The sequence below is a fragment of the Saccharibacillus alkalitolerans genome (genome assembly GCF_011090185.1).
Taxonomy (GTDB): Bacteria; Bacillota; Bacilli; order Paenibacillales; family Paenibacillaceae; genus Saccharibacillus; species Saccharibacillus alkalitolerans.
The window spans coordinates 408,708-431,780 of the sequence record NZ_JAAFGS010000004.1 but is presented as its reverse complement, the minus strand read 5'-3'; the positions used below and the strand labels follow the sequence as shown (position 1 = coordinate 431,780).

Sequence of the window (23,073 nt, the reverse complement as noted above, 5' to 3'; positions counted from 1 at the left end):
CAAGTATACCTGAGGGTTTATAGTGGCCCTAAACGAAGCGGAAAGAGCGGCTTCGGACCGAAGGAGGAGACGGGATATGGAATTTGGCATGAAACCTAGCCGGGAATCGAAATCCGATAAAAAGCCGAAAACGGGCAGGGGAGCCGCAGTAGGCTGGGCGAGCTTCGTGCTGGCTTTGTATGCGGCGGCCGCGGCGTATCAAGCGATGGAGCATTCGGGTATCGCCGTGCCGATTCGGCGTTCGCTCCAGGCGCTGATCATGGTCCTCATCGTCGTGCCGGCCGTGCTGTCGGCGTACAGCCGGAGAAAAGACGAGTTTCCGCTGCGCTTGCGGAACGGGTACTGGAGGAGGGAGATCAGCGCCGGATTGCTTGCGGCCGGAATCGCGGTTGCGCTGGCGGGCGCCGCATTCGGGATCGCGCACGGTCTCGGCTGGATCGTCGTCGAGGAGATCCGCTTCACGGGAACGCTGCTGACGGCAATGGCGTTCAATCTCTGCTTCGCGCTGTTCTATGAAGCGCTGCCGGAAGAGCTCGTGTTCCGCAGCTTGATTCCGGATGCGCTCGGCCGCCGGATGCGGGCCGCCGCCGCTTTTTTGCTGGCTCCGGTACTGTTCGTGCTGGCGCCGATCGCGACGCGCGCCCTGCAGGCGGCGACCGGCTTGGAGGCTCAAGCAGTCACCGCCGATTATGTCGTGCTGCTGTTCTTTTTTGCGATAGCGCTGCAGGCGGCCCGTTTCGCGCTGGGCGGATTGGGAGGCAGCATCGGCTTCCATCTGGCCTATCTTATGCTGGCACGGTTTGTCGTATTGGCGGAACCGGGCGAAGGTCTGGTACGCTACGTCGAAGCCGAACCGGAGACGGGCCGCCTGTTCGTGCTCTTCCTGGGCGTCGTGGTCGGCGGCGCTGCGGCTTTTGCCGTTATGGCGGGACTGCGCCGCCGGCGTTTGGCAGGGGGCGCGAAGCCGGGCTTGCCCCGAGCGCGGCGGTTGAGGTAAGCTCGCGGAGAAGCGAAAGGAGGAGACGCGATGAACGGAGAAACGTACAAAGTCGGCGAACTGGCCCGGCGTTCGGGCGTCAGCGTGGCCGCGCTTCATTATTACGAGGAACTCGGCCTGCTGCGGCCCGAACGCCATCCGGACTCCGGCTACAGGCTGTACGGGCCGGAAGATCTGGTTCGACTGCAGGAAATCGCCGTGCTCAAAGCGATGGGATTCAAGCTGTCGCAGATCGGCGATATGCTGCCGGCCGAAGCCGGACGGTCCCGCGAAGAGTCTTGGAAAAACGCGCTGCTGAGACAATCGGAATGGATCGCCGCGCGCATGGAGGAACTCGGCGCCATGAAAAAGCTGATCGACTCCGGTTTGTTCTCGATCGAAGTGAATCGGCAGGTCGTATTGGCAGACATGGCCGATTTCGTGCGCCAGCTGGAAGACTTCGGCTCCGCCCGCAAAGGCGCGGGGCGCGCGGCCTTTTTCTCCGACGAAGAGCTGCGCAGGCTCCCGCAGCCGGCCGAAACCGGGCCGGAAGCGGAAGTCTGGGCGGCGCTGCTGCGCAGAATCCGCGCGAACCTGCATCGTCCGCCGGAGTCGCCGGAATCGCTCGAGCTTGCGCGCGAGCTGCTGGGGTACGCGGCAGACGCATTCGGCGGCGACGAGCGGCTGATTGAGCGATATTGGACGTTCATCCGGCCGGACGAAGGCGAACAGGCACGGATTTACGGACTGGACGAGGAGGCTTTCGCTTACATCGAAGCGATCACGGACGAATATATGCGCCGGGACAGCGGCAAGTAGAACAAGCGCCGGGCGACGCTTGGAGCCGATGCTTCATCTGGCGATCTCCGCCATCGCCTCGCGCAGCGTCGGATAGCGGAATTCGAATCCCGCGCGAAGCATCCGTTCCGGCGCGACCCAGCGGCTTTTGAGAATCAGTTCCGTTTCCGTCCGGATCGCCACGGCGCCCATTTCCAGCATCCAGGCGGGGGCCGGAAGACCGAAGCGCCGTCCGTAGGCTTCGCGCATGATTCGCATCTGCTCGGCGTTCGTCACCTGCTCGGGGGCGGAAGCGTTGAAGACGCCCGACAGGTCCTGCCGCTCCTCCAGAAATTCGACCATGCGGCACAGGTCTTCGAGGTGTATCCAGCTGAAGCGCTGGTCTCCCGGTCCCTGATGCCCGCCGAGGCCGAAGCGGACAAGGTTGACATAAGGGGTCATGACGCCGCCGCCTTTGCCCAGCACGATCGCGATCCGCAGCACCGCTTTGCGCGTACGAGGCGTATCGGCCGAGAAAAAGGCTTCTTCCCATGCTTTGGCGACGTCGACGGAGAAGCCGCTGCCGATCTCTCCGCTCTCCTCGGTCATCGGGCGGTCGCGCGCGTCCCGATAGATCGTGGCCGTGCCCGAATTGATCCACAGCGCCGGCGGATGGGGCAAGGCGGCTGCCGCTTCGCCCAGAATCCTGGTCGTCTCCGTCCTCGACTCCATGATCTCCCGCCGGTTGCGTTCGTTGTACCGGCAGTTGACCGAACGCCCGGCCAGGTTTACAAGCAGATCCGCCCCGTTCAAAGCTTCCGCGATCTTCGCGAAATCATTCCAGGCAATATGTTCCGGGCGCCTCGAAATCATCTTGACGTCGTATCCTTTTCGGGCATACCGTTCCTGCAGGGCGCCGCCGATGAAGCCGGTCGCTCCGGCGAGAACGATTTTTCTTTTTTTATCCGGTCTCCCCGTTTCGAATTCCATTATTATCCTCCCTTGAGTCCCAAGTGTTTATCCGCAGCGCCGAAGCGCCGCCGTTTTGGCTTTTTACGCGAATTATAAGGAATTTGTACCCTTCCTCCCTTCAAATCACTCGCCAAGTTGACGATAAAGCGAAAAGGACGGAATCTATTTATAGTAAGAACGGGATTTCACGAAGCACGATCGACAACGGCTGGAGGAGAATCGGAATGAACGGATACCCGGGGAACGGGCAGAGCAGCCCCTCGACCGAGGGCGAATGGAATATTTTATTGATTGCGAACGAACGGAACGAAGCCGTACTGCTTTCCCGTCTGTTGGCCGATTTTCGTTTCGAAGGCCGCGGCGTTCGGCTGCTGTATGCCGACGGAGCCCTGGAGGCTCGCCTCGTGCTGGAGGAAGAGCGGGACATTGCGGTCGTAATGATGGAACTGGACGATTCGGGAGACCGTCAGCCGCTGGCGTTGATCGCCCACATTCGTCAAACGCTGCTGAACGCGGCCGTCCGGATCGTAATCGTAGCCGACAGGTGTTGGGCGGAAGCCGAAGAAGAGATCATGCAAAATTACGATATCAACAACTTCCGGCTCAAAGGCGAGTTCGACGGAGGAACGGCGCGCCTGAAGTCCGCTTTGGTCGGCTCGCTGCGAGGCTATCGGGACTTTAAAAAAACCGAGGACGAGAAAAAAAGTTTGGAGTACGTGGCGCTGTCCTCCTCGCTCATGCTGAACGCGGGCACGCTGGAAGAACTGGCGCAGGACGTGCTGCGCCATCTCGCCTCGATCCTGAACGCCCGGGCTTCTTTCGACGGATTGGTTCTGCAGAGAAGCGACCGGAAGTGGCGCAAGTTGGCCGCCGTCGGCAGATACAAGGAACTCGACGCGTCGACGCTGCCCCGCGAGGTCGAAAACGTGCTTCCTCGGCTGCGGACGCTCGATCCGGCTTCGCTGACGCTGGAAGGCTTCAGCTTCTATTCGCCGAGCGGCGCGGGCACCGAGCGTCTGATTTTCGTGGGCGGCGGCCGGACGCCGAGCGAGTGGGAATATTACCTGGCCGAGTCTTACTGCGCCAACACGGATGCCGTGTTCGAAAATATGGAACTGCGCCACGAAATCGAAAGCACGCAGAAGGAGATCATCTATACGCTCGGCGAGATCGCGGAGACCCGCTCCCAGGAAACCGGCTTTCACGTCAAACGGGTGGCGGAATATACCAAGCTGCTGGCGCTCAAATACGGGCTTTCGGAAGAGGAGGCCAACTTGCTCGCGCTGGCCAGCCCGATGCACGACATCGGCAAGGTCGGCATCAGCGACGCCATCCTCAACAAGCCGGGAAAGCTGACGGCGGAAGAGTATGCGACCATGCAGAGCCACGCGCTCTCCGGCTACGAGATGCTGAAGCACTCGAACCGTCCTATTCTTAAGACGGCCGCGATCATCGCGCTTCAGCATCACGAGAAGTACGGAGGCGGCGGTTATCCGCAGGGTCTGAAAGGCGAGGATATTCATTTGTACGGCCGGATTACGGCCATTGCCGACGTATTCGACGCGCTGGCCAGCGACCGCGTTTACAAGAAGGCTTGGCCGCTCGCCGATATCGTCGAGCTGTTCCGCAAAGAAAGAGGCGGCCATTTCGATCCGATACTTACCGATCTGTTCCTGGAGCATCTGGACGAATTTTTGGCAATTCGGGCCAGCTATGCCGACGAGAAAGTATTCTGATCGGCACCGGCGGTCACCGGGCGCAGGAACGCGGTTCGAGAGACGCGGGTTGCCCGCGCCTCTTGTGTTCATGCCTAAAATTTGGGACAATGAAGGACGAACGCTCGGCTGTACGGCTTCCCGCCGCACAGTCGAATTTTACGTACCGGAAGAAGGCGCAGGGCGCGTCTTTGCCGGTGTTGAAAAGAGGGTAACGCAGCATGAATAACAAACCGTCCATTTACGGACTGACATTGGAGGCGCTGTCCGGCTGGCTGACGCAAAACGGGGAAAAGAAATCCCGCGCCGCGCACATCTGGGAAGCGCTGTATAGCGCAAGAGTGAGCGACTTTTCGCAGATGACGGCGGTCAACGCGGCCTGCCTGGAGCTGCTGAAAGAGCGTTTTTCGTTGAAAACGATGACCGAGTTCGTCAAGCAGGAAGCTTCCGACGGCACGGTCAAATTTTTGCTTCAATTGCATGACGGAAGCTTGATCGAGACCGTGCTGATGCGCAAAAAGTACGGCTTGTCCGTCTGCGTCACGACGCAGGTCGGCTGCAACATCGGCTGCAGCTTCTGCGCGAGCGGCCTGATCAAGAAAAGCCGCGACCTGACGGCCGGCGAGATCGTCGAGCAGATCATGACGGTGCAGCATTATTTGGACGCGGCCGGCAAGGGCGAGAAGGTCACCAATATCGTCGTGATGGGCATCGGCGAGCCGTTCGACAACTTCGAGCATTTGATCAACTTCCTCGACGTGGTCAAGGACCGCAAGGGACTTGCGATCGCCGCCAAGCGAATCACCGTGTCGACGAGCGGCATCCCGGACAAGATCCGCGCTTTCGCGGATCTCGGCACGCAGACGCATCTGGCGATTTCGCTGCATGCGCCGAACAACGAGCTGCGTACGCAGATCATGAAAATCAACCGCGCGTTCCCGCTGGAGAAGCTGATGGACGCCGTCCGTTATTACCTCGAAACGACGGGCCGCCGGATCATGTTCGAGTATATTTTGCTGAGCGAGGTCAACGACGGCCTCGAGACGGCCGCGCAGCTCGCCGACCTGCTGGACGAGTTCAAGGAACTGGCGAGCATCAACCTGATTCCGTACAATCCGGTCGACGAGCACAGCCAGTATCAGCGCAGCACGCCGGAGGCGATCAACGGCTTTTACGACGTGCTGAAGAAGCGCGGCATCAACGCGACCGTACGCATGGAGCACGGCACCGACATCGACGCGGCCTGCGGACAGCTGCGCAGCAAGCAGATGAAGAAAGATCAGACGGCCGTTTCCTGAGCGAATCTGAGCGAATCCGAAAGGATTCGCTTTTTTGTGCTTTATGCTTTCCGCCCGGAAGAATATTGCGGCAATCATCCGAAAAATATCGATCGCCCGTATTTTTGAAGCGCCGGAAAAGATATAATGAATCCGATTATGGATAACGCTTACATAGGAGGGGAAATCATGATACGCAAAGCTTCGGTAATGAAGGTGTACAAGGAGCATCACGACGAATACCGCAGACGGCACGACGAACTCTGGCCCGAAATGGAGCAGATGCTGCGAGAACACGGGATGGTCGAATACTCGATTTTCCTTGATCCGGCGACGGACAATCTGTTCGCTTACCTGGTGATTACGGACGAAGAGCTCTGGGCGCGTTCCGCGGATACGGAAGTCTGCCGCAGATGGTGGGCTTACATGAAGGACATTATGGAGACCCATGCCGACGACAGCCCGGTATCCTTCGAACTGACGGAAGTGTTCCGTCTGGATTGACGTCGGAAGCTTCGGGCGCGCCATACCGAAAAGGCCTCATGCCGAGTGGGCAGAGGCCTTTTTGGTGCCGGTTCGGTGCGATATTCACGTCTAATGAATGCCTCGCATCGCCTTTCGGATGACCGGAGCGATCAGGAACAGCACGACGCCCAGCGCGATCGAAGCGCCGCCGATAATGCCGAAATACAGCGTCTCGTTCTCTTCCGAATACAGTTGGCTGATCAGGGCGTTGATCGCCTGGGCCGCCGCCGGTGCCAGAAACCAGAGGCTCATCGCCTGAGCCGAGAAGGCTTCCGGCGCCAGCTTGGTCGTCGTCGAGAGGCCGACCGGCGACAGGCACAGCTCGCCGAGCACAACGACGAAGTAGCTGAGCACGAGCCACAGCGGATTGACGAGCCCGCCGCCGCCGAATTGGCCCGGGAGCAGGATAACCAGGAACGAGAGGCCGGCGAACAGCAGACCGAGCGAGAACTTGACCGGGACGCTCGGCTGGCGGTCGCCGAGCGACGTCCACAGCCAGGCGAACACGGGAGCCAGCACGATGATGAACAGCGGATTGGCCGACTGGAACCAGGACGGCTCGATGTGGATGCCGGCGAAGTCCAGCTGCGTCCGCTGGTCGGCATAGACGCCGAGGATCGTCGCGCCCTGCTCCTGGATCGACCAGAACATGACCGCCGCGATAAACAGCGGAATGTAGGCGAGCAGGCGGGAACGCTCGATATCGGTCGTTTTGCCGCTTCGGTACATGACGGTGAAGTACGCGACCGGAATCAGCACGCCCAGGATGCTGATCGCGACCGTGAACGACCGGATCGTCAACCAGCCCGTCCAGGCGGCGGCCGCGACGATCGCCGCGACGATCAGCGCGCCGAGGCCGAGCCGGGTCAGCACCCGTCCGCGTTCCTCGCGGGTGAGCGGATTCGGCACGGTCGCGCCGGCGAGTCCCAGGTACTTTTTGCGCGTGAACAGGAAGACCAGCAGCCCGGCCAGCATGCCGACCGCGGCCAGGGAGAAGCCGAGATGATAATCCACCTTCTGCCCCACGGTGCCGACGATCAGCGGAGCGATCAGGGCGCCCATATTGATGCCCATGTAGAAGATGCTGAAGCCCGCGTCGCGCCGATTATCGTTTTCCGCATACATTTCGCCTACCACGCTCGATACGTTCGGCTTCAGCAGCCCCGTACCGATAATGATGAGGCCCATCGAAGTGTACAGCGTCGGCGCCCCGCCAGGAAAAGCCAGCGCGATATGGCCCAGCATGATCAAGATGCCGCCGTAGAATAACGACTTCGACTTGCCGAGCACGCGGTCCGCCAACCAGCCGCCGATAATGGTCGACATGTACACAAGCGACCCATAGACCGACATGATCGCGACCGCGGTCGACTGGGTAAAGCCGAGCCCGCCGTTTACCGTCGTATCGTAAATGTAGTACAGCAGAAGCGCCCGCATCCCGTAATACGAGAAGCGCTCCCAAAATTCCGTGAAAAATAGCGTCAGCAATCCTTTCGGATGACCGAAAAATCCGGTTTGCGGCACGCTGTCCACGATGTTTTGCTTGGTGACTTCCGCATTTTTTCCGGCACTGCCTTTCATTGATACCCCTCCACCTTTTCGACTTGCCTATTGCTTACATAACCCTAAACGGGCAGCACGACTAATAATATAAGGTTTTTTGGCCTAATGCACCGTCTTTATGCAAGAAATTCGCCGAATTCGTTTTCGAATTTGACATTTGCTCATGAAATCGTCAATTATATTGCTCTGCCGCGGTAAATCGATTACGATCATAAAATGGCTTTCGAAAACGGAAGGTCCAAAGAGACAACATGAAAGAAACCGGGGGAACAACATGATCAATACGCAAATTTTGATTTCGCTGACGGTATATTTGGCCGGAATGCTGCTGATCGGCTGGTTCGCGTACAAACGCACGTCGGGCTTATCCGATTACGTGCTGGGAGGGCGCAGCCTCGGACCTGCCGTTACCGCACTCAGCGCGGGGGCGGCCGACATGAGCGGCTGGCTGCTGATGGGACTGCCCGGGGCGATGTTCGCGCAGGGACTCAGCGCCGGCTGGATCGCCGTCGGGCTGACGATCGGCGCGTACGCCAATTGGCTCTACGTGGCGCCCCGCCTGCGGACCTACACGGAGGAAGCGGGCGACGCGATGACCATTCCTTCCTATCTGGAAAACCGCTTCGGCGACGGAACGCGGATCGTTCGCCTGGTTTCCGCGCTGGTTATCATCGTATTCTTTACTTTCTATATCTCATCCGGAATGGTGTCGGGCGGGGTGCTGTTCCAATCGAGCTTCGGACTGGATTACCGCACGGGGCTTTGGATCGTGGCGGGCGTCACGATCGCCTACACGTTGTTCGGCGGTTTCCTGGCCGTCAGTTGGACCGATTTCGTGCAGGGGCTGATCATGTTCCTCGCGCTGATTCTCGTTCCGGTCGTCACGCTGATCCATACCGGAGGAGTCGGCGGGACGCTGAGCGAGATTCGCGCCTTCGATCCCACGCTGCTCGATCCGCTCAAAGGCGCCAGCACGCTCGGCATCGTGTCGCTGCTCGCCTGGGGGCTCGGTTATTTCGGCCAACCGCATATCATCGTCCGCTTCATGGCGATTTCTTCGGTCAACGAAATCAAGAAAGCCCGGCGGATCGGCATGTGCTGGATGATCTTCTCCGTCTGCGGCGCCATGCTGACGGGTCTGATCGGCGCGGCTTACTTTTCGCGAAGCGGCCGGAATCTGGCGGATCCGGAGACGGTGTTTATCGAGCTGTCGCGAATCATGTTCCATCCTCTGATTACGGGCTTTCTGCTCGCCGCGCTGCTGGCTGCCGTCATGAGCACGATCTCTTCGCAGCTGCTCGTGACGTCCAGTTCGCTGACGGAGGATCTTTACCGGATTCTGCTGCGCCGCGGCGCTTCGGAACGGGAGCTGACGGCGGTCAGCCGCTCGGCGGTGCTGGTCGTGTCGATCGTCGCCCTGCTGCTGTCCTATACGAAAAACGATACGATTCTGACGCTGGTGGCTTACGCCTGGGCCGGTTTCGGCGCTTCGTTCGGCCCTGTCATCTTGCTCAGCCTGTATTGGAAGCGGATGAACCGCTGGGGCGCGCTTGCCGGCATGGCCGCCGGGGCGATTACCGTCATCGTCTGGGCCAACATCCCGGTCTTGAAGGAATCGCTGTACGAGATCGTACCCGGCTTCGCGGCCAATTTGATCGCGATCGTCGCCGTCAGCCTGCTGACGGGCGGGAAAAAGCCGGAGCTCCGCAAAGCCCGGACGTAAGCGCGCGCCTATGCGGCTTGCCGGAGAACGCCGATCGGCTGCGCGCCGCGGGTCCTTGATCTCTAACGTCGCCAGCCCGGCGTCCGCGCCTCAATGCGCGGGCGTCTTTTTGCCGTGTCCAAATATGAGAGCGTTTTCGCGGAATCCGAGTGCCGGTATATTGCCTTCATCGGAAAGACATCGTATGCTGGATGGGAATATCGGGAAGAAAAGGCGGCTCGGATACTTTTCGCAACGAATTCCGCGGACGTGCGTATACAGAAACCGTGAGCTGAAGAAAAAAAGCAGCGTGCACAGAAAAAAGCTGCGAATCCAATCCAAGAAGAGGGAGGATGCAATGGGACAGGATATCGGAGTCGTGCTGTTTGAAAAAATGGTGGGCGGCGAATTAAGACAGATCGAAGAGCGGCAGTGGAGCATGAATATGGTAGCCGCGCTCGAACATGCCAATTACCTCGTGGTACAGGGCAAAGAATACGAAGCGGTCGAAGGCCGACTGAATGTCGATACGGGCAAGCTGGAACTTCTGCTTGTGCCAATGCACGGCTAAAGAGCAGGGAGGCAGTTTTCGCTCAGAGGGAGGGAATGAAGGTTGGACCATAAAGAGAATCAACAAGCAGAATCGAAGTCCGGCGGCCGACAGGCGTCGGCCGATGCGCGGCCGCGCGTTAGCCGGGATTCCGATCCGGTTACGAGCCGGCCGATCAAAGTGCTGTCGACGTCGCTCGGCCTCGCGCTGATCGCCAATACGGCATTGGTGCCGGGCGGCGCGCTCGCTTCGAACGCGTCCGGATCGTCGGAGCCGAAGCTGGTGGAATGGTCGTCGGACGAAGTGAAGCAGTATTACGATCCGACGGTCGATTGGAGTCTTCCGATTACGCCGGAAGATCTGCGGGAAGAAGAACAGACGGCGCCTCCGGCTTCCGAGACGGGCGGTTCCGGCGACGGGACGACCGTCGTCAACAACTATTACGGCGGTTACGGTTCGCATTTCGGCTGGGGCGACCTGATGCTGTATCATTTCTTGTTCAATAACGCCGGCGTTTATTCGTCGCGCGGATGGTATAACAACCGGGGCGGTTACTACGCGGGCACGAGCCGTCCTTATACGCCGCGAAGCTACAACAGCGGCAGCTTCCAGAACCGGCCGGTATCCGGCTCCAGCGTCCGGCCGAAGACGTCGAACTCGACGGGCAAGATCACCCGGCGATCGACGTCGGCCGGATCGGGCAGCATCGGCGGCAAATCGAGCGGGCTCAGTTCCTCCGGTTCGAAGTCGTCCGGTTCGCGTTCGGGAGGATTTTTCGGGGGATGAGCGGCCTATTCGAAATTGTCGGCCGTCCGTCCCCGGACCGGGCGGCACGGGTGGAAGAGCTGCGTCGCCTGGGCTTTACCTGGGCCGATTACGAGGATGAACGATATTGGATCGACCAGGCCGCCGCGATGGACGAAGCCGTCCATGCCGAGCTTGAAGAAGCGTCGCGCCGGCTGTGGTCGGTGTTCGACAAAGCGGTGCGGTACGTTCACCGCCGCCGCGAGCTGTACGAACTGATCGGCATTCCGCCCGTCCTATGGAACATGCTCGATCAGGCGCCCGTGGCGGAAGGACCGGTAATCAGCCGCTACGCGAGGTTCGACTTCGCCGTGACGAATGAAGGCATCAAGCTGCTGGAGCTGAACGCCGATACGCCGACCGGATACGTCGAAGCGTCGATCGCCACGCCTTGGATGTGCGAGCAGGCAGGCATCCGCAGCATGAACGGTTCCATGCCGGAGCAGGTGCGGTCGGCCTGGGAGGCGGAGAAGCCGGATACCGCGGCCTGCATCGCCTACGGCGAGCACGCGGAAGATTCGGGGACCGTCGAAGCGCTGGTCAAGCACAGCGGCCGGGACATGCGGCTCGTCGACTGTCTGGAGCTTACGATCGACGACGGGCTGGTCAAAGACGGAAGCGGCGCTCCGATTCATCGGATGTTCGCGCTGTACCCGAAAGAATGGATGTCGGTCGACGACGGCGGCGAAGCGCTGGCTTATGCGGTCGAAAGCGGCCAGCTCAAGCTGTTCAACCCTCCGCATGCCATTCTGCTGCAGTCCAAAGGCATGATGGCGGTCGTCTGGGGGCTGCACGAACTGGGCATGCTGTACGACGAAGAAGAGCGCGAAGCGATCGGGCGGTATATGCTGCCTACATATAACAAGCCCGTTTTTTCCGGCGATTACGTATCCAAGTCGATGTTCGGCCGCGAAGGCGGCTCCGTGCGCATGTACGGGCGCGAAGGCGAGCTGGAGCTTCAGGACGAAGAAGGTTACGACACGAGCGGTCTGTTTCCCGTCGTGTATCAGAAAAGGGCGGACTTGCCGCGCGTGACGACGGCCGAAGGCGAACTGCATCTGCTCACCGGCATGTTCGTCATCGACGGCGTTCCGTGCGGCATGCTGGGCCGCGCCGGCGGATTGATCACCGGCAATGCCAGCCATTTTATTGCGTTGGGAGTGAAATGAATGCGGCGAAATATCGAAGCTGCCGGGTCGGCAAGCGGCCGGGCAGAGAGAAGCGGACAGCGTGCGCCGCGAAGCTTGGGCACAGGAAGACTGCTGCTGCTCCCGGTTCTGCTGCTGCTTGTGTTGGCGCTGGGAGCCTGCTCGAAAAATTCCGTGCTGAGCACGAATGCAGACGACGGTCCGGGCACCAATACCGTACCGTGGGATTACCGGATTCAGGAGGGCGAAGTCGGCGACCTGATCGGAAGCGACATGACCGTCCTGCCGGATAACGAACTGCTGCCGAACGACAACAATTACGCGACCGGACAAAAGGTCTGGACGCTTCAGTACATGAACGCCGAACTGACGACGGACGAAGAAGGACGCAACGATGTCCGCTTGTCCGGCTGGACGACGCTCAAGTCGTATCCGGACGAGGCGGCGGCAATGGCCGATCTGGAGAACTTGAAAGTGTCGGTTACGACGGATATCGACGTGGTCGGCGTGTACAAGACCGAGTACAACGGAGAAACGCGCAATTTCGCCGTACTTGAGCTGCCTTCGGGCAACCGCATGAAGCAGCCGGTCGACGAAGGTCGCTACGGCAAGCTTAAAGATGCGAAAACCGCTTCCGTCGTTCTGGAGGAAGTGCACGACTTTGCCGATTACGATCTGGCATATGCGAAATTTCGGGGGTGGGCCAAATAATGGACTTCGAGTTTGATTGGATCATTTTGTACAACCTGGTGATCAGCCTGGTAGCGATTATTGTGCTGCAGGTAGTAGGCATGCTGATTTTCTTCATCAAGACGCCGTTCAACGACATGGACGAGCTGAAAAAAGGCAATGTGGCGGTAGGACTGGCGCTCGCCGGCAAGTTTATCGCGACGGGCATCATTCTCGGCATTTCGGCTTATACCAATACGTCGATCTGGCATATGGCGCTGTGGTTCGTAGTCGGACAAGTCTGCCTCGTCATCGTGTACTGGGTGTTCGAGCTGCTTACGCCGAAGTTCAAAATCGCCGATCAGCTGCAAAAAGGCAATGTGGCCGTCGGGCTCCTGCTGTGCGCGGTATTCATCGGGACAGCGATCTCCATCAGCAGTCTGATTATCTAAACGCAGAAAAAAGGCCGCGTCCGCTGTGAGCAGCGGGCGCGGCCTTATCCAACTGGGCGAAAGGGGCTTGGCTTACGCGCCTCCGCCTCGAATGACTCTTACGTCGGCCGGAGGAATATCCTCGCCTTCGTAGAGCATGAAGCGGCCGTCCATCCATTCGATGCGCAGCAGCTTCATATTGTCCGACTGATACTGCCAGACGGACTGGTCGCCGCCCTGCATGAACGGGGTGCGGCCGGTCGTCGCGACGTGGCCGTTGTACTGCTCTTCGAGATGGTAGACGATACCGTCGAGTTCCATCGTCGTCGGGACTTCCTCGATCGAGTCGAGCCGCCCGTCGATGGGATGGTACAGCGCGTACTTGTTCTCTTCGCGCTCTTCAATAACCAGATAAGACAGATTAGAACCGTCGCGCAGCGTCAGGACGACGCTGTTGCGGCGGCTGTTGCGGGTCCGGCCGACCACTTCGTACGTGACGAGCGAGACTTCGCAAATGTCGCCGGGACCGATCTCGAGAATGCCGCGTTCGCGGATCGGAGCCTCGGGCTTGGCGAAAATGTTGCGGATGCGTTTGAACATGGACATGGATTTGACCTCCAACTTCGGGATAGCCCGGCGACTTTCGGATTTTTCTTCGGAAAGGCGCCGGCGCGGAATTCGAATGGACAACCTTATAGGTGGTACGTAATTTTCAAAGCCGCGTTTCGGAAAAAGCGTTCTCGCCGTATCATAGACGATTCGCGGTTCATTTCCAAGCAAGGAGGAGCGGGCGTGCACTTTTTTATCCGGCTGTCGACCAAGCTGATGCATTTAAGAAAAACGACGATCGGCATCATTATCGGAGTTTTCGTGCTGTTCAGCGCTTCGGTCGCTTATTCGATAGAACCATCTACCTTCGGGGACTGGTTCAACGCCTTCTACTGGGTGCTGACGACGATGGCGACCGTGGGCTACGGCGATTACTTCATGGAGTCGGCCGAAGGCAAAATATTCACCATTTTCCTGTACATATTCGGAATCGGGCTGCTCAGTCTGGTCATCGGCAAAGTCGTCGATTCGATTGCGGAGGTACAGCGGAAGAGAGGAGCGGGATTGTTGAGCTATCAGGGACAGGGACATGTCGTCATCGTCAATTGGAGCAAAAAGGCCAAATCGGCCATCGAAGAAATTCTGTGCTATGATCCCAGAACGCATATCGTGCTGATCGACGAATCGTCGCATCATCCGGTCGAGCATATGGAACAGGTTCACTTCGTCAGCGGCGATCCCGCGTCGGACGAAGTGCTCACCAAAGCGAGCATCGCGACCTGCCGGGCGGCGATCGTGTTCGCGGACGAACGGATCGAAGAGTCGGCGCTCGTCGACGGCAAGTCGCTGCTTATCGTGTCCAGCATCGAACGATTGGCGTCCGACGTGCATACGACCGTGGAGATTACCCAGGAGCAGCATGTGCAGAATTTCCGGCATGCGCACGTCAACGAGTTTATTTTGTCGCACGATGCCATCTCGAGGCTTGCCGTCCGCGCGGCGCTGCAGGAAGGCAGCTCCGACGTGATCAGCCAGCTGCTCAGCCGGGGCAACGGCAGCGACCTGTACGAGGTGGCGGCGAATCCTTCCTGGAAAACGTACCGCGACGCGTTCGACGATCTGCTGCTGCAGGGAGCGACGCTGATTGCCGACCGTGACGACCTCGCCATCAACCGCAAGCTGGACGCTCCGCTTCCGGCGGAAGCGAAGCTGTACGTGGTGGCCGACGCGGAGACGCACCGGAAGATCTCCATGGGCCGGGCCAGAAAATAAATGCAGCGCGAATCAAAGCTTGAACAGAAGGCGGTCGCGCGGTTTCGGGGTTGAAGCGGGCGGCGGGCCGATGCGGATCGGACCGCGGCATCGTTAACGGAAAGCCGCGTTTTGCGCAAGCAGCTCCAAACGATTAAAGCCCGGTCCGCCGTTCATGGCGGACCGGGCTTTGCGTTTTTCGGCACAACGGGAATTCGCTTACTCTCCGAATCCTTCCACGACCAGTTTGCCGATCATGCTGCCGCTTTCGAGCCTGCGGTGCGCTTCGCGCATGTTGCCGCGTTGAACGGGGAAAGGCGCCCGCTCGGCGTCGTCGAAGGGCCGAAGCGGTTCAACGAATTCCGCCGCATCTGCCCGACGATCACCCGACGGATGCTGACGCTGCAGCTGCGGGAATTGGAGAAAGACGGCGTCGTGCACCGCGAAGCGTACCAGCAGGTGCCTCCGAAGGTCGAATGTTCGCTGACCGAATTCGGCCGCACGTTGGAACCGATCATCCGGAGCATGAAAATATGGGGCGAGACGTACGGGAGCCAAAACGCCGGAACGTGCGGAACGGCCGAAGTGCGCGGGGAGACTGAAACGGCGGAGTAAGCGCGGGAATATGCTGAACCAGGAGTCCGGGAATCGGGCAATTCGGGGGCGGCGGGAGATCGTTTCGAGTCCGCGCCCGGCTTCCGCCGGGAAAAGAAGCGGGTGGACGCGCAGAATGGCAGGACGGCCGCTCGACAATCCGGGATAGGAGGACATCGCAGCAGGCGGCAGGCGAAATTGTTGCAGGAATCCATCATTTTGCCCGGCAGGGAGACACGGAAGACAAAATTGCTGCAGAGATCCATCATTTTTTCCGTTCTGAGTCAGATTCGAAGGCTGAGCGGAAAAATGATGGATGCTCGCAACATTTTAGCGCGGAATCGGCGAAGTCCTCAGTAAATGTTGGATGTTCGCAACATTTTGGTTTCCCGTACCGTGCAGTCATGCCGCTGCGCCGAAAACGAAAAAAGCCGCTTAGCGCTGCCGGCTTTCTTCCGTTTTTTCGGCTGCCGCCGGAAGAGCTTCGCCCGGCGGAAACCAGACCGTCCGCAGATCGATCCAGCCCTGCGAACCGAAGCGCAGTCCGCGGATGCGGGGCAGATACGTCGTCTGCAAAGGCGTCTCGTACAGCACATGCAGCTGATGCTCCGCGATCAGCGCAGTCTCGATTCCGTCCAATTCCCGCGCCCGGCCGCGAGGAGTCGCCTCGTCGGCGGCCCGGCGAAGCGCGCGCCGGACAAAGAGTCTCGTCTTGGAGTCCGCGTGCTCCGACATCGTCAGGTACAGGTCGAACAGCCGCAGCTGCTCGTCGCGGTCGCGGATCAGCGAGAACAGGATCAGGTCGGTCGCAAGCCGGGTCCGGCCTTTGAAGTCGTCTACCGTGACGATGCGTACCCGGCACCGATAGCCGTGCCGCTCCAGCCGCTCTTTGATGAGAGCGGCGTCTTTACGGTACTGCGGAATCGTGAGCAGGCTCAGCGCCGGCGTCTCCGGCGCTTTCGGCATCTCCGGCGGCTCCGTCCCGCCGCCCGAGACCGCGCCAGCGGCCTGCCGTCCCGCCGCCGGCAGTTCCCGCGCTCCGTCCGCCGCACGCCGGGCGTGCGGCTCTTCCGCGCCTGCGTCCCGCGCCCCCGCGGGCGCTTCCCCGGCTTCTGCGCCGCCAGGGCCTCCCGGCTCCGCGCCTGCCGCCGCGCTCCGCTCCGCCAGGGCGGCCATGACGGCCGCGCGCAGCGCCGGGTCGCGCAGCGGCCCGCTCTTCGTGTTGCACGTCACGAACTTGCGGGAGAATACCTCCGCATGCGCGCGGCTCCAGACCTCGCCGCGCGCGGCTTCCCGCGCCGCCGCTTTGTTGGCGGCGTGCGCCTCGCCTTTCCCGGGCGCCTCCTCCCCCGCGGGCATCCCGCTTTCCCCTCGCGCCGCTTCGCGTTCTCCGTCATCCGCCGGGACGCCGACCGGTCCGAACCCGGGCCACACGTGAAACGGCGAATCGCTTTCGCCGCCGCTCCAATCCCCGCCCTGCATGTTCCACGGGATATTGACGATCTCCACCCGGTCCATATGGGCGCGGCCCATATAATACGGGCCGAACGCTTCCAGCACGCAGAGGTCGCGTCCGAATTCCGCTACGCGGAACGGTCCCGTGCCGATCGGCCGCTGACCGAATTCCCGATCGCCGCGGCGCAGCGCGTTTTTCGGCACGATCGCCGCCCGGCTCGTGCACAGGAACGGCAGGAACAGCGCGTGGGCGCGCTTCAGCCGCATTTTGACCGCCAGCGGTCCCTCCGTCGCTACCTCCTCGATATTCCGCGCCATGAATCCGTACAGCACCCGTTCCGGCAGCCTCCGCATTCGTTCGAACGTATAAGCGACGTCCTCGGACGTCAGAACGCGTCCGTCATGAAACAGCACGTCTTTGCGCAGATAGAACGTCCACAGCCGCCCTTCCTCCTCCGCTTCCCAATGATGGGCCAGCGCGTGCAAAATATCGCCGGAGCTCTCTTCCTGCCGGACCAACCCGTCGAAGACGTGCCCGACGACGAACGATTCGGCGAGCAGGTTCGTGCGCAGCGGGTCCAGCGAATGAAGCTGCTGGCGGATCGGAAGCCGCAGCGTGTCGATCTGCCTGCCCGTCGACGTCTCCGAGTGATGGCCGAAATAAGCGCGCAGCGATTCCCTCAGCCGTTCCCGCATCCCGGGCGGCGGCGCGCCGCCTTCCGGTTCCCCGGCGATGCCCCGAATGTCGCCTCGGCCGATCGCCTCCGCGACCGACTCCGCCGCGATTTCTTCCGGCGTCACGATAAACGAAAGTCCCGACCTTTTCCCCCGTCCCCGGCGCGAATCCCAACGGACCCAGTCCGCTTCGGCCATCTTTCCGATGACCGTCAGCGCGCTGCGATGCGTGCAGTCGAGCGTTTCCGCCACCTCCGCCAGCGTGACCTGCGCTTCGCTTTCCGATCCGTACCTTTCGTGCAGCAGCAGAAATTGTTTATGCAGTTTCATGCCTTTCCCCCTTCGAAAATGCGAAAAAGCTTTTCCGATCCTTAATGCTCATTTTCTTATTTTAACATTCGGAATGGAAAAAGAATACAAAAGTCGTCCGGATTCCGGGAGTACGGGAAGCTGCTGCCGGAATCTTCTTTTCCGTCAAACTTACGAATCCATGAAATTTGCTGAAAAACGAGCGGGATTCGGAACTGTGCCGGCGTCTTATGGGTAAAAAGGAGAGAACGGCCGGCCGAAGCATCCGCTTCGATTCCATCCATAAGCCGGATCGTGCCGAATGGAAGAGGAGGGATTCCGTGGAGTTTTATCGCAAAAGCGGGGAAGAAACGTTGAAGGCGCTGAATGCCCGTCCGGAAGGAATGGAATCGGGAGAAGCGGGCAGAAGGCTGGAGGAGCACGGTTATAACGAGCTGAAGGAACGGGAAAAAGACCCGGTGTGGAAGCTGATTCTCGAATCGTTCAAAGATCCCATGGTGATCGTGCTGCTGGCGGCGGCAATCGTGCAGCTGGCGCTGGGCGAAGTCATCGAGTCCGTCATCATCTTCGCGGTGCTGATCATGAACTCGATCATCGGCGTGGTCCAGACCAAAAAAGCGGAAAGCTCGCTCGACGCGCTGAAGCAGATGTCGGCTCCCGCGGCCAAGGTCAAGCGGGACGGGCGCGTGCAGACGGTCGAGGCGAGGGAAGTCGTGCCGGGCGATATCGTGCTGCTCGAAGCGGGAGATTACGTGCCGGCCGACGGACGGCTGCTGGAAAGCAGCTCGCTGAAGACGGACGAAGGCATGCTGACGGGCGAATCGGAAGCGGCGGAGAAGCATACCGAAACGATCGGGGAGGAAGCCGGGATCGGCGACCGCCGCAACATGGTGTTCAGCGGAGCGCTGGTCGTCTACGGACGCGGCACGCTGGTCGTCACGGGCACGGGCGCGAACTCGGAGATCGGCAAGATCGCCGGGCTGTTGGAGAGCGCGGAAGCGAAGCAGACGCCGCTGCAGCGCAAGCTGGAAAGTTTCAGCAAAAAGCTGGGCGTCTTCATTCTGATTCTGTGCATCGTGATCTTCGGCGTCGAAGCGGGGCGCGAATGGTTCTCGGCCGGTTCCGGAGATAACGGGGGAGACATGACGGGGGCGATCTTAAGCGCCTTTATGTTCGCCGTAGCGGTCGCGGTCGCGGCGATTCCGGAGGCGCTGTCTTCGATCGTCACGATCGTGCTGGCCGTCGGAACGAACAAGATGGCCAAGCGGCATGCCATTATTCGCCGTCTGCCGGCGGTGGAGACGCTCGGTTCGACCCGCGTCATCTGCACGGACAAGACCGGTACGCTGACGCAGAACAAGATGACGGTCGTGGACGATTACGTGCCGGAAGGACGAACGGAACAAATTCCGGACGATCCCGCGGAATGGACGGAGTCGGAGCAGTGGCTGATGCGCATCGCCGTGTTATGCAACGATTCCCGCATCAACGAGGACGGACAGGAGATCGGCGATCCGACGGAGACGGCGCTGCTCGCCTACAGCGCGAAGAAGAACCGGAATCAGGAAGAGGTGCGCAGCGCTTACGGGCGGGAGGACGAGATTCCGTTCGATTCCGACCGCAAGCTGATGTCGACGGTGCACACGATCGGCGGACGGCGCCTGCTGCTCGTCAAAGGCGGCCCCGACGTCCTGTTGGGACGCTGTTCCGGCATCCGGATCGACGAGCGCGAAGAGGCGTTCACGGACGAGTGGCTGGAGAAGATCCGGGCCAAAAACGAGGAGTTTTCGGACCGGGCGCTGCGGGTACTGGCATTCGGCTACAAAGAGCTTGCCGGCGGCGGTTCCGTCAGCGAAGAAGACGAGAACGACCTGGTCTTCGTCGGTCTGACGGCGATGATCGATCCTCCGCGCGACGAAGTATACGGCGCGATCGAAGAGGCGAGAAGCGCCGGGATTCGTCCGGTCATGATCACCGGCGACCATAAGACGACGGCTCAGGCGATCGGCCGCGAGATCGGGCTGATGGAAGAAGGCGACGAGGCGCTGACCGGCCGGGAGCTGGACGGCCTGTCGGACGAAGAGCTGGACAATCGCCTTGAGCGCATCGCCGTCTACGCGCGCGTCTCGCCGGAGAACAAGATCCGCATCGTCCGCGCCTGGCAGAAGAAGGGCCGGATTACCGCGATGACCGGCGACGGCGTCAACGACGCGCCCGCGCTGAAGCAGGCCGATATCGGGGTGGCGATGGGGAGCGGCACGGACGTGGCGAAGAACTCCGCGGCCATGGTGCTGACCGACGACAATTTCGTCTCGATCGTCAGCGCCGTCGAAGTCGGTCGTACCGTATTCGACAACATCAAAAAGTCGATCGCTTACCTGTTCTCCGGCAACCTGGGCGCGATTATCGCGATTCTGTTCGCGCTTGTGTTCGATTGGATCAATCCGTTCACGGCGCTGCAGCTGCTGTTCATCAACCTGCTGAACGATTCGCTGCCCGCGATCGCGCTGGGAATGGAGAAGGCGGAGCCGGACGTGATGCGCCGACAACCGCGCGATATCGACGAAGGCATCTTCGCGGGCGGCACGCTGCAGACGGTGATTGTTCGAGGCATCCTGATCGGAGCGGCCGTTATCGCGTCGCAGTATATCGGCCTGCAGGAATCGCCGGAGATCAGCGTCGCCATGGCGTTCACCACGCTGATTCTGGCGCGCACGCTGCAGACGTTCGCGGCGCGTTCGCAGACGCAGACGGCGTTCGGCGCCGGATTTTTCGCCAACAAGTACGTCCTGGGCGCGGTGCTGTTCTGCTTCGTTCTGTACGCGGTCACGCTGATTCCCGGCGTCCGCGGCATCTTCTCGATTCCGGCCGAATTCGGCGCGAATCAGTGGCTGATCGCGGCCGGATTGGCGCTGGCGGCCGTCGTGCTGATGGAGATCATCAAGATGATCCGGGTACGGCTGGAACGGAAAAAGGCGTAAAGCGCGGCAAAAAGGAAGCCCGGGGCGCTGCCCGGACTTCCTTTTCGCGTTCCGCGAAGCGGACGCCGTGCCGCTCGAGCGCCTGTTTTCTCCGCCGCTTCGCCTGCTAGTCCCGCTCCGTCCAGCGTTCGCCGAAGCATTTTTCGCAGACGAAGCGGGCCTCGTTTTTCAGGTACGCTTTGATCTCGGTAAATCCTTTGCGTTTCGGATAACGCATCTTGAGCAATACCGTTTCGTCGCCTTCGATAGTTCTGCCGCAGATCGAACATCTTGCCTCGCCGCCCGGCATGCCTTTCGCCTCCTCTGTTTCCGTCCTGTTATCTTATACGGGGAAAGGGACGGGACGTTCGAAATATTCTTGATCCGGAAGCTTGCGCAGAGCGTATAATGCCGTTATATTTGTGGGTATGAGAATGATTATCAGATAAACGACAGGGGCTGTTCACCATGACAAAGAAAACGTTCAAAAGCTTGGCATTTACGCTGATCGGCGGCCTGGCGCTCGTCGTGAGCGCCTGCTCGAACGATACGGCAACAAATAACGCGGCAACGAAGGAACCGGCCTCCGAGCAGGCGGCAGGCGGCACGGCCGTTAACGAAGCGCCGGCGGCGGAAGAGACGGCGGCTCCGGCCGAAGACCGCGTAATGAAGGACTCCATGGGCCACGAAGTAACCGTTCCGGCCCAGCCGAAAGCGGTCATCGCTTCGTATCTGGAAGACAGTCTGGTCGCGCTCGGAGTGAAACCGGTCGCCCAGTGGATGGTCGGTACCGACACGGTTCAGGCCTATCTGCAGGAATCGCTGTCCGGCATTCCGGGCATCCCGTCCGACCTGCCGCTGGAAGTGGTAGCCAGCTATTCGCCGGATCTGATCCTGATGGACAGCGCCGAGCTGGTAGCGGGCGACAAATACCGGCAGTATTCGGCGATCGCTCCGACTTATGTGGTGGGCAACGCGCAAAACAACGACTGGAGACAAGAGCTGCTGACGGTCGGCGAAGTGCTGGGCAAAAAAGCCGAAGCGCAAAAAGTGCTGGACGATTACGAAGCCAAAGCCGCCGACGCCAAGGCGAAGTTGGAGGAAGCGGCGGGCGGAGAGAAAAAGGCGGCCGCGCTGTGGGTGCTCGACAAGGATGTGTATGTGGTCAATCAGAACCTGTCCAGCGGCGACGTGATTTACAACGATCTCGGCATGGCCGTGCCGGACGTCGTGAAGCAGGCATCGGAAGCGAGCGAAGCGAACTGGAGCAGCCTGTCGCTGGAACTGCTCGCCGGCATGGACGCGGATTACATCTTCCTCGTCAACGGAAGCGGCAAGGATAAGGAGCAGGTGTTGGCCGATCCGGTCTGGAAGAACATTCCGGCCGTCAAGGAAGGCCGCGTCTACGAGTTCGGCAGCGACAGCAGCTGGCTGTATACGGGCGCCGTCGCCAACGGCCAAATGATCGACGACGTGCTGAGCAGCGTCGCGGGCGCGAAGTAATTCGGGCAATCGCGACGCGCGAATAAGCGGCGGAAGACAAGCAAGCAGACGAACGGAGAAGCGCGGGCCGCCCGAAGAGGGCCGCTCGGCGCAGGCGACCGAACCGGGAGCGGGAACGGTCGTCCGAAAGCCGAAAAGCCGCGTCCGAAGACGCGGCTTTTCGGCGTTTTTGTATCTGCGGCTCGGTCCGCTTCCGAAGAGGCGAACCTTCCGCCCGGGATTCAGCGAACGTGAGGCTCGCCGCCGTTCACGATCCGGTCCAGCACGTCCTGCACCGTCACTCCGTCGAAGTAGTCGAGGTAGCGGCGTTCCGCTTCGCCGAAATAATGATCCATCGCGCCGGAGATGCCGGACGCGATCGCGCAGCCGCTTTCCGGGCTGCCGGTGCCTTTTCGCGGGCGCAATCCGTCGCAGCAGGCGGCCCGGTACACGTCGGCCAGGCGAATCTCCGAAGGCGCGGCGCTCAGGGAATAGCCGCCGCCGATTCCTTCCCGGGTGCGGACCCAGCCGTTGTCCCGCAGACAGCCCATCGTTTTGCGAACCCGGGCGGGATGGGTGTTGACGCTGCGCGCCAGTTCCTCGCTGTTGGCCGTTCCGGAAGGCGCGTGGGCGAGGTAGACGAGCAGATGCACGGCCGCAGGAAATTCGCTGTTCATTGTTTATCCCTC

The 23,073-nt window shown here is 60.6% G+C and carries 20 protein-coding genes and 1 pseudogene; 15 read left to right on the top strand and 6 right to left on the bottom strand.

From position 1 onward, the window contains the following. Positions 1 to 76 precede the first annotated feature (76 nt). Together GYN08_RS13740 and GYN08_RS13735 are read left to right on the top strand one after the other, a co-directional pair. Complete coding sequence (locus GYN08_RS13740; protein WP_166275118.1) at positions 77 to 997, top strand: CPBP family glutamic-type intramembrane protease; 921 nt, start codon at positions 77 to 79, stop codon at positions 995 to 997. Between the two features lie 30 nt (positions 998 to 1,027). Next, a complete protein-coding gene (locus GYN08_RS13735; protein ID WP_166275116.1) occupies positions 1,028 to 1,795 on the top strand; it encodes a MerR family transcriptional regulator in 768 nt (255 codons plus the stop codon). Between the two features lie 33 nt (positions 1,796 to 1,828). Here GYN08_RS13735 and GYN08_RS13730 read toward each other — a convergent pair whose 3' ends face one another. After that, positions 1,829 to 2,743, bottom strand: a complete 915-nt coding sequence (locus GYN08_RS13730) for a TIGR01777 family oxidoreductase (RefSeq protein ID WP_166275114.1) — start codon at positions 2,741 to 2,743, stop codon at positions 1,829 to 1,831. Positions 2,744 to 2,949: 206 nt separating this feature from the next. On the opposite strand from GYN08_RS13730, the gene GYN08_RS13725 reads away from it, so the two are divergent. The 3 genes from GYN08_RS13725 to rhaM all read left to right on the top strand — a co-directional run bounded on the left by GYN08_RS13725 (position 2,950) and on the right by rhaM (position 6,221). Then, a complete protein-coding gene (locus GYN08_RS13725) occupies positions 2,950 to 4,461 on the top strand; it encodes an HD domain-containing phosphohydrolase (RefSeq protein ID WP_166275112.1) in 1,512 nt (503 codons plus the stop codon). Between the two features lie 200 nt (positions 4,462 to 4,661). Continuing rightward, positions 4,662 to 5,738, top strand: coding sequence for a 23S rRNA (adenine(2503)-C(2))-methyltransferase RlmN (gene rlmN / locus GYN08_RS13720; RefSeq protein WP_166275110.1), 1,077 nt, complete (start codon positions 4,662 to 4,664; stop codon positions 5,736 to 5,738). A 168-nt stretch (positions 5,739 to 5,906) separates the two neighbouring features. Then, positions 5,907 to 6,221, top strand: coding sequence for an L-rhamnose mutarotase (gene rhaM, locus GYN08_RS13715; RefSeq protein WP_166275108.1), 315 nt, complete (start codon positions 5,907 to 5,909; stop codon positions 6,219 to 6,221). Between the two features lie 90 nt (positions 6,222 to 6,311). Here the strand turns inward: rhaM and GYN08_RS13710 are convergent, their stop codons facing one another. Beyond that, entirely contained in the window at positions 6,312 to 7,823 is a 1,512-nt protein-coding gene (locus tag GYN08_RS13710; protein WP_166275107.1) for a peptide MFS transporter, read from the bottom strand. Positions 7,824 to 8,079: 256 nt separating this feature from the next. Between GYN08_RS13710 and putP the strand changes: the two genes are divergently transcribed. From putP to GYN08_RS13680, 6 genes are all read left to right on the top strand, one after another. Beyond that, entirely contained in the window at positions 8,080 to 9,528 is a 1,449-nt protein-coding gene (gene putP, locus GYN08_RS13705) for a sodium/proline symporter PutP (RefSeq protein WP_166275105.1), read from the top strand. 337 nt (positions 9,529 to 9,865) lie between these two features. After that, the gene (locus GYN08_RS13700; protein ID WP_166275103.1) at positions 9,866 to 10,078 is read left to right on the top strand and encodes a hypothetical protein; all 213 of its coding nucleotides are present in this window, start codon (positions 9,866 to 9,868) and stop codon (positions 10,076 to 10,078) included. 153 nt (positions 10,079 to 10,231) lie between these two features. Further along, entirely contained in the window at positions 10,232 to 10,843 is a 612-nt protein-coding gene (locus GYN08_RS13695) for a hypothetical protein (protein ID WP_166275617.1), read from the top strand. Further along, on the top strand, positions 10,840 to 12,030 hold the full coding sequence (locus GYN08_RS13690) for a glutathionylspermidine synthase family protein (RefSeq protein ID WP_166275101.1): 1,191 nt from the start codon (positions 10,840 to 10,842) through the stop codon (positions 12,028 to 12,030). Before GYN08_RS13695 ends, GYN08_RS13690 begins: the two co-directional genes overlap by 4 nt. After that, complete coding sequence (locus tag GYN08_RS13685) at positions 12,031 to 12,720, top strand: hypothetical protein (protein WP_166275099.1); 690 nt, start codon at positions 12,031 to 12,033, stop codon at positions 12,718 to 12,720. Next, a complete protein-coding gene (locus tag GYN08_RS13680) occupies positions 12,720 to 13,130 on the top strand; it encodes a DUF350 domain-containing protein (RefSeq protein ID WP_166275097.1) in 411 nt (136 codons plus the stop codon). The genes GYN08_RS13685 and GYN08_RS13680 overlap by 1 nt, the downstream gene beginning before the upstream one ends. A 72-nt stretch (positions 13,131 to 13,202) precedes the next feature. On the opposite strand, the gene GYN08_RS13675 is transcribed toward GYN08_RS13680, so the two are convergent. Beyond that, positions 13,203 to 13,715 carry a DUF4178 domain-containing protein gene (locus GYN08_RS13675; protein WP_166275095.1) on the bottom strand — a complete coding sequence of 171 codons (513 nt, stop codon included), beginning with the start codon at positions 13,713 to 13,715 and terminating at the stop codon, positions 13,203 to 13,205. Positions 13,716 to 13,901: 186 nt separating this feature from the next. On the opposite strand from GYN08_RS13675, the gene GYN08_RS13670 reads away from it, so the two are divergent. Both GYN08_RS13670 and GYN08_RS13665 read left to right on the top strand, forming a co-directional pair. Beyond that, positions 13,902 to 14,930: a potassium channel protein gene (locus tag GYN08_RS13670; protein ID WP_166275093.1), complete on the top strand. Its 1,029-nt coding sequence runs from the start codon at positions 13,902 to 13,904 to the stop codon at positions 14,928 to 14,930. A 309-nt stretch (positions 14,931 to 15,239) separates the two neighbouring features. Then, a pseudogene (locus GYN08_RS13665) lies at positions 15,240 to 15,524 on the top strand (winged helix-turn-helix transcriptional regulator); the annotation flags it as partial. Positions 15,525 to 15,938: 414 nt separating this feature from the next. Here the strand turns inward: GYN08_RS13665 and GYN08_RS13660 are convergent. Next, entirely contained in the window at positions 15,939 to 17,963 is a 2,025-nt protein-coding gene (locus tag GYN08_RS13660) for an ABC transporter substrate-binding protein (RefSeq protein WP_166275091.1), read from the bottom strand. 299 nt (positions 17,964 to 18,262) lie between these two features. Between GYN08_RS13660 and GYN08_RS13655 the strand changes: the two genes are divergently transcribed. Next, positions 18,263 to 20,923 (top strand): cation-translocating P-type ATPase, encoded by a 2,661-nt coding sequence (locus GYN08_RS13655; RefSeq protein ID WP_166275089.1) that lies wholly within the window; start codon positions 18,263 to 18,265, stop codon positions 20,921 to 20,923. Positions 20,924 to 21,029: 106 nt separating this feature from the next. Here the strand turns inward: GYN08_RS13655 and GYN08_RS13650 are convergent, their stop codons facing one another. After that, positions 21,030 to 21,212, bottom strand: a complete 183-nt coding sequence (locus GYN08_RS13650) for a Fe3+ hydroxamate ABC transporter substrate-binding protein (protein WP_166275087.1) — start codon at positions 21,210 to 21,212, stop codon at positions 21,030 to 21,032. A gap of 158 nt (positions 21,213 to 21,370) precedes the next feature. On the opposite strand from GYN08_RS13650, the gene GYN08_RS13645 reads away from it, so the two are divergent. After that, entirely contained in the window at positions 21,371 to 22,405 is a 1,035-nt protein-coding gene (locus tag GYN08_RS13645; RefSeq protein ID WP_166275085.1) for an ABC transporter substrate-binding protein, read from the top strand. A 221-nt stretch (positions 22,406 to 22,626) separates the two neighbouring features. Here GYN08_RS13645 and GYN08_RS13640 read toward each other — a convergent pair whose 3' ends face one another. Then, complete coding sequence (locus tag GYN08_RS13640) at positions 22,627 to 23,061, bottom strand: Rrf2 family transcriptional regulator (RefSeq protein ID WP_166275083.1); 435 nt, start codon at positions 23,059 to 23,061, stop codon at positions 22,627 to 22,629. Between the last annotated feature and the right edge of the window lie 12 nt (positions 23,062 to 23,073).

Bases quoted from the DNA above. Each gene is read 5' to 3' on its own strand.
- GYN08_RS13740 (WP_166275118.1), top strand. From the start codon at position 77: ATGGAATTTGGCATGAAACCTAGCCGGGAATCGAAATCCGATAAAAAG.
- GYN08_RS13735 (WP_166275116.1), top strand. From the start codon at position 1,028: ATGAACGGAGAAACGTACAAAGTCGGCGAACTGGCCCGGCGTTCGGGC.
- GYN08_RS13730 (WP_166275114.1), bottom strand. From the start codon at position 2,743: ATGGAATTCGAAACGGGGAGACCGGATAAAAAAAGAAAAATCGTTCTC.
- GYN08_RS13725 (WP_166275112.1), top strand. From the start codon at position 2,950: ATGAACGGATACCCGGGGAACGGGCAGAGCAGCCCCTCGACCGAGGGC.
- rlmN (WP_166275110.1), top strand. From the start codon at position 4,662: ATGAATAACAAACCGTCCATTTACGGACTGACATTGGAGGCGCTGTCC.
- rhaM (WP_166275108.1), top strand. From the start codon at position 5,907: ATGATACGCAAAGCTTCGGTAATGAAGGTGTACAAGGAGCATCACGAC.
- GYN08_RS13710 (WP_166275107.1), bottom strand. From the start codon at position 7,823: ATGAAAGGCAGTGCCGGAAAAAATGCGGAAGTCACCAAGCAAAACATC.
- putP (WP_166275105.1), top strand. From the start codon at position 8,080: ATGATCAATACGCAAATTTTGATTTCGCTGACGGTATATTTGGCCGGA.
- GYN08_RS13700 (WP_166275103.1), top strand. From the start codon at position 9,866: ATGGGACAGGATATCGGAGTCGTGCTGTTTGAAAAAATGGTGGGCGGC.
- GYN08_RS13690 (WP_166275101.1), top strand. From the start codon at position 10,840: ATGAGCGGCCTATTCGAAATTGTCGGCCGTCCGTCCCCGGACCGGGCG.
- GYN08_RS13685 (WP_166275099.1), top strand. From the start codon at position 12,031: ATGCGGCGAAATATCGAAGCTGCCGGGTCGGCAAGCGGCCGGGCAGAG.
- GYN08_RS13680 (WP_166275097.1), top strand. From the start codon at position 12,720: ATGGACTTCGAGTTTGATTGGATCATTTTGTACAACCTGGTGATCAGC.
- GYN08_RS13675 (WP_166275095.1), bottom strand. From the start codon at position 13,715: ATGTCCATGTTCAAACGCATCCGCAACATTTTCGCCAAGCCCGAGGCT.
- GYN08_RS13660 (WP_166275091.1), bottom strand. From the start codon at position 17,963: ATGAAACTGCATAAACAATTTCTGCTGCTGCACGAAAGGTACGGATCG.
- GYN08_RS13650 (WP_166275087.1), bottom strand. From the start codon at position 21,212: ATGCCGGGCGGCGAGGCAAGATGTTCGATCTGCGGCAGAACTATCGAA.
- GYN08_RS13645 (WP_166275085.1), top strand. From the start codon at position 21,371: ATGACAAAGAAAACGTTCAAAAGCTTGGCATTTACGCTGATCGGCGGC.
- GYN08_RS13640 (WP_166275083.1), bottom strand. From the start codon at position 23,061: ATGAACAGCGAATTTCCTGCGGCCGTGCATCTGCTCGTCTACCTCGCC.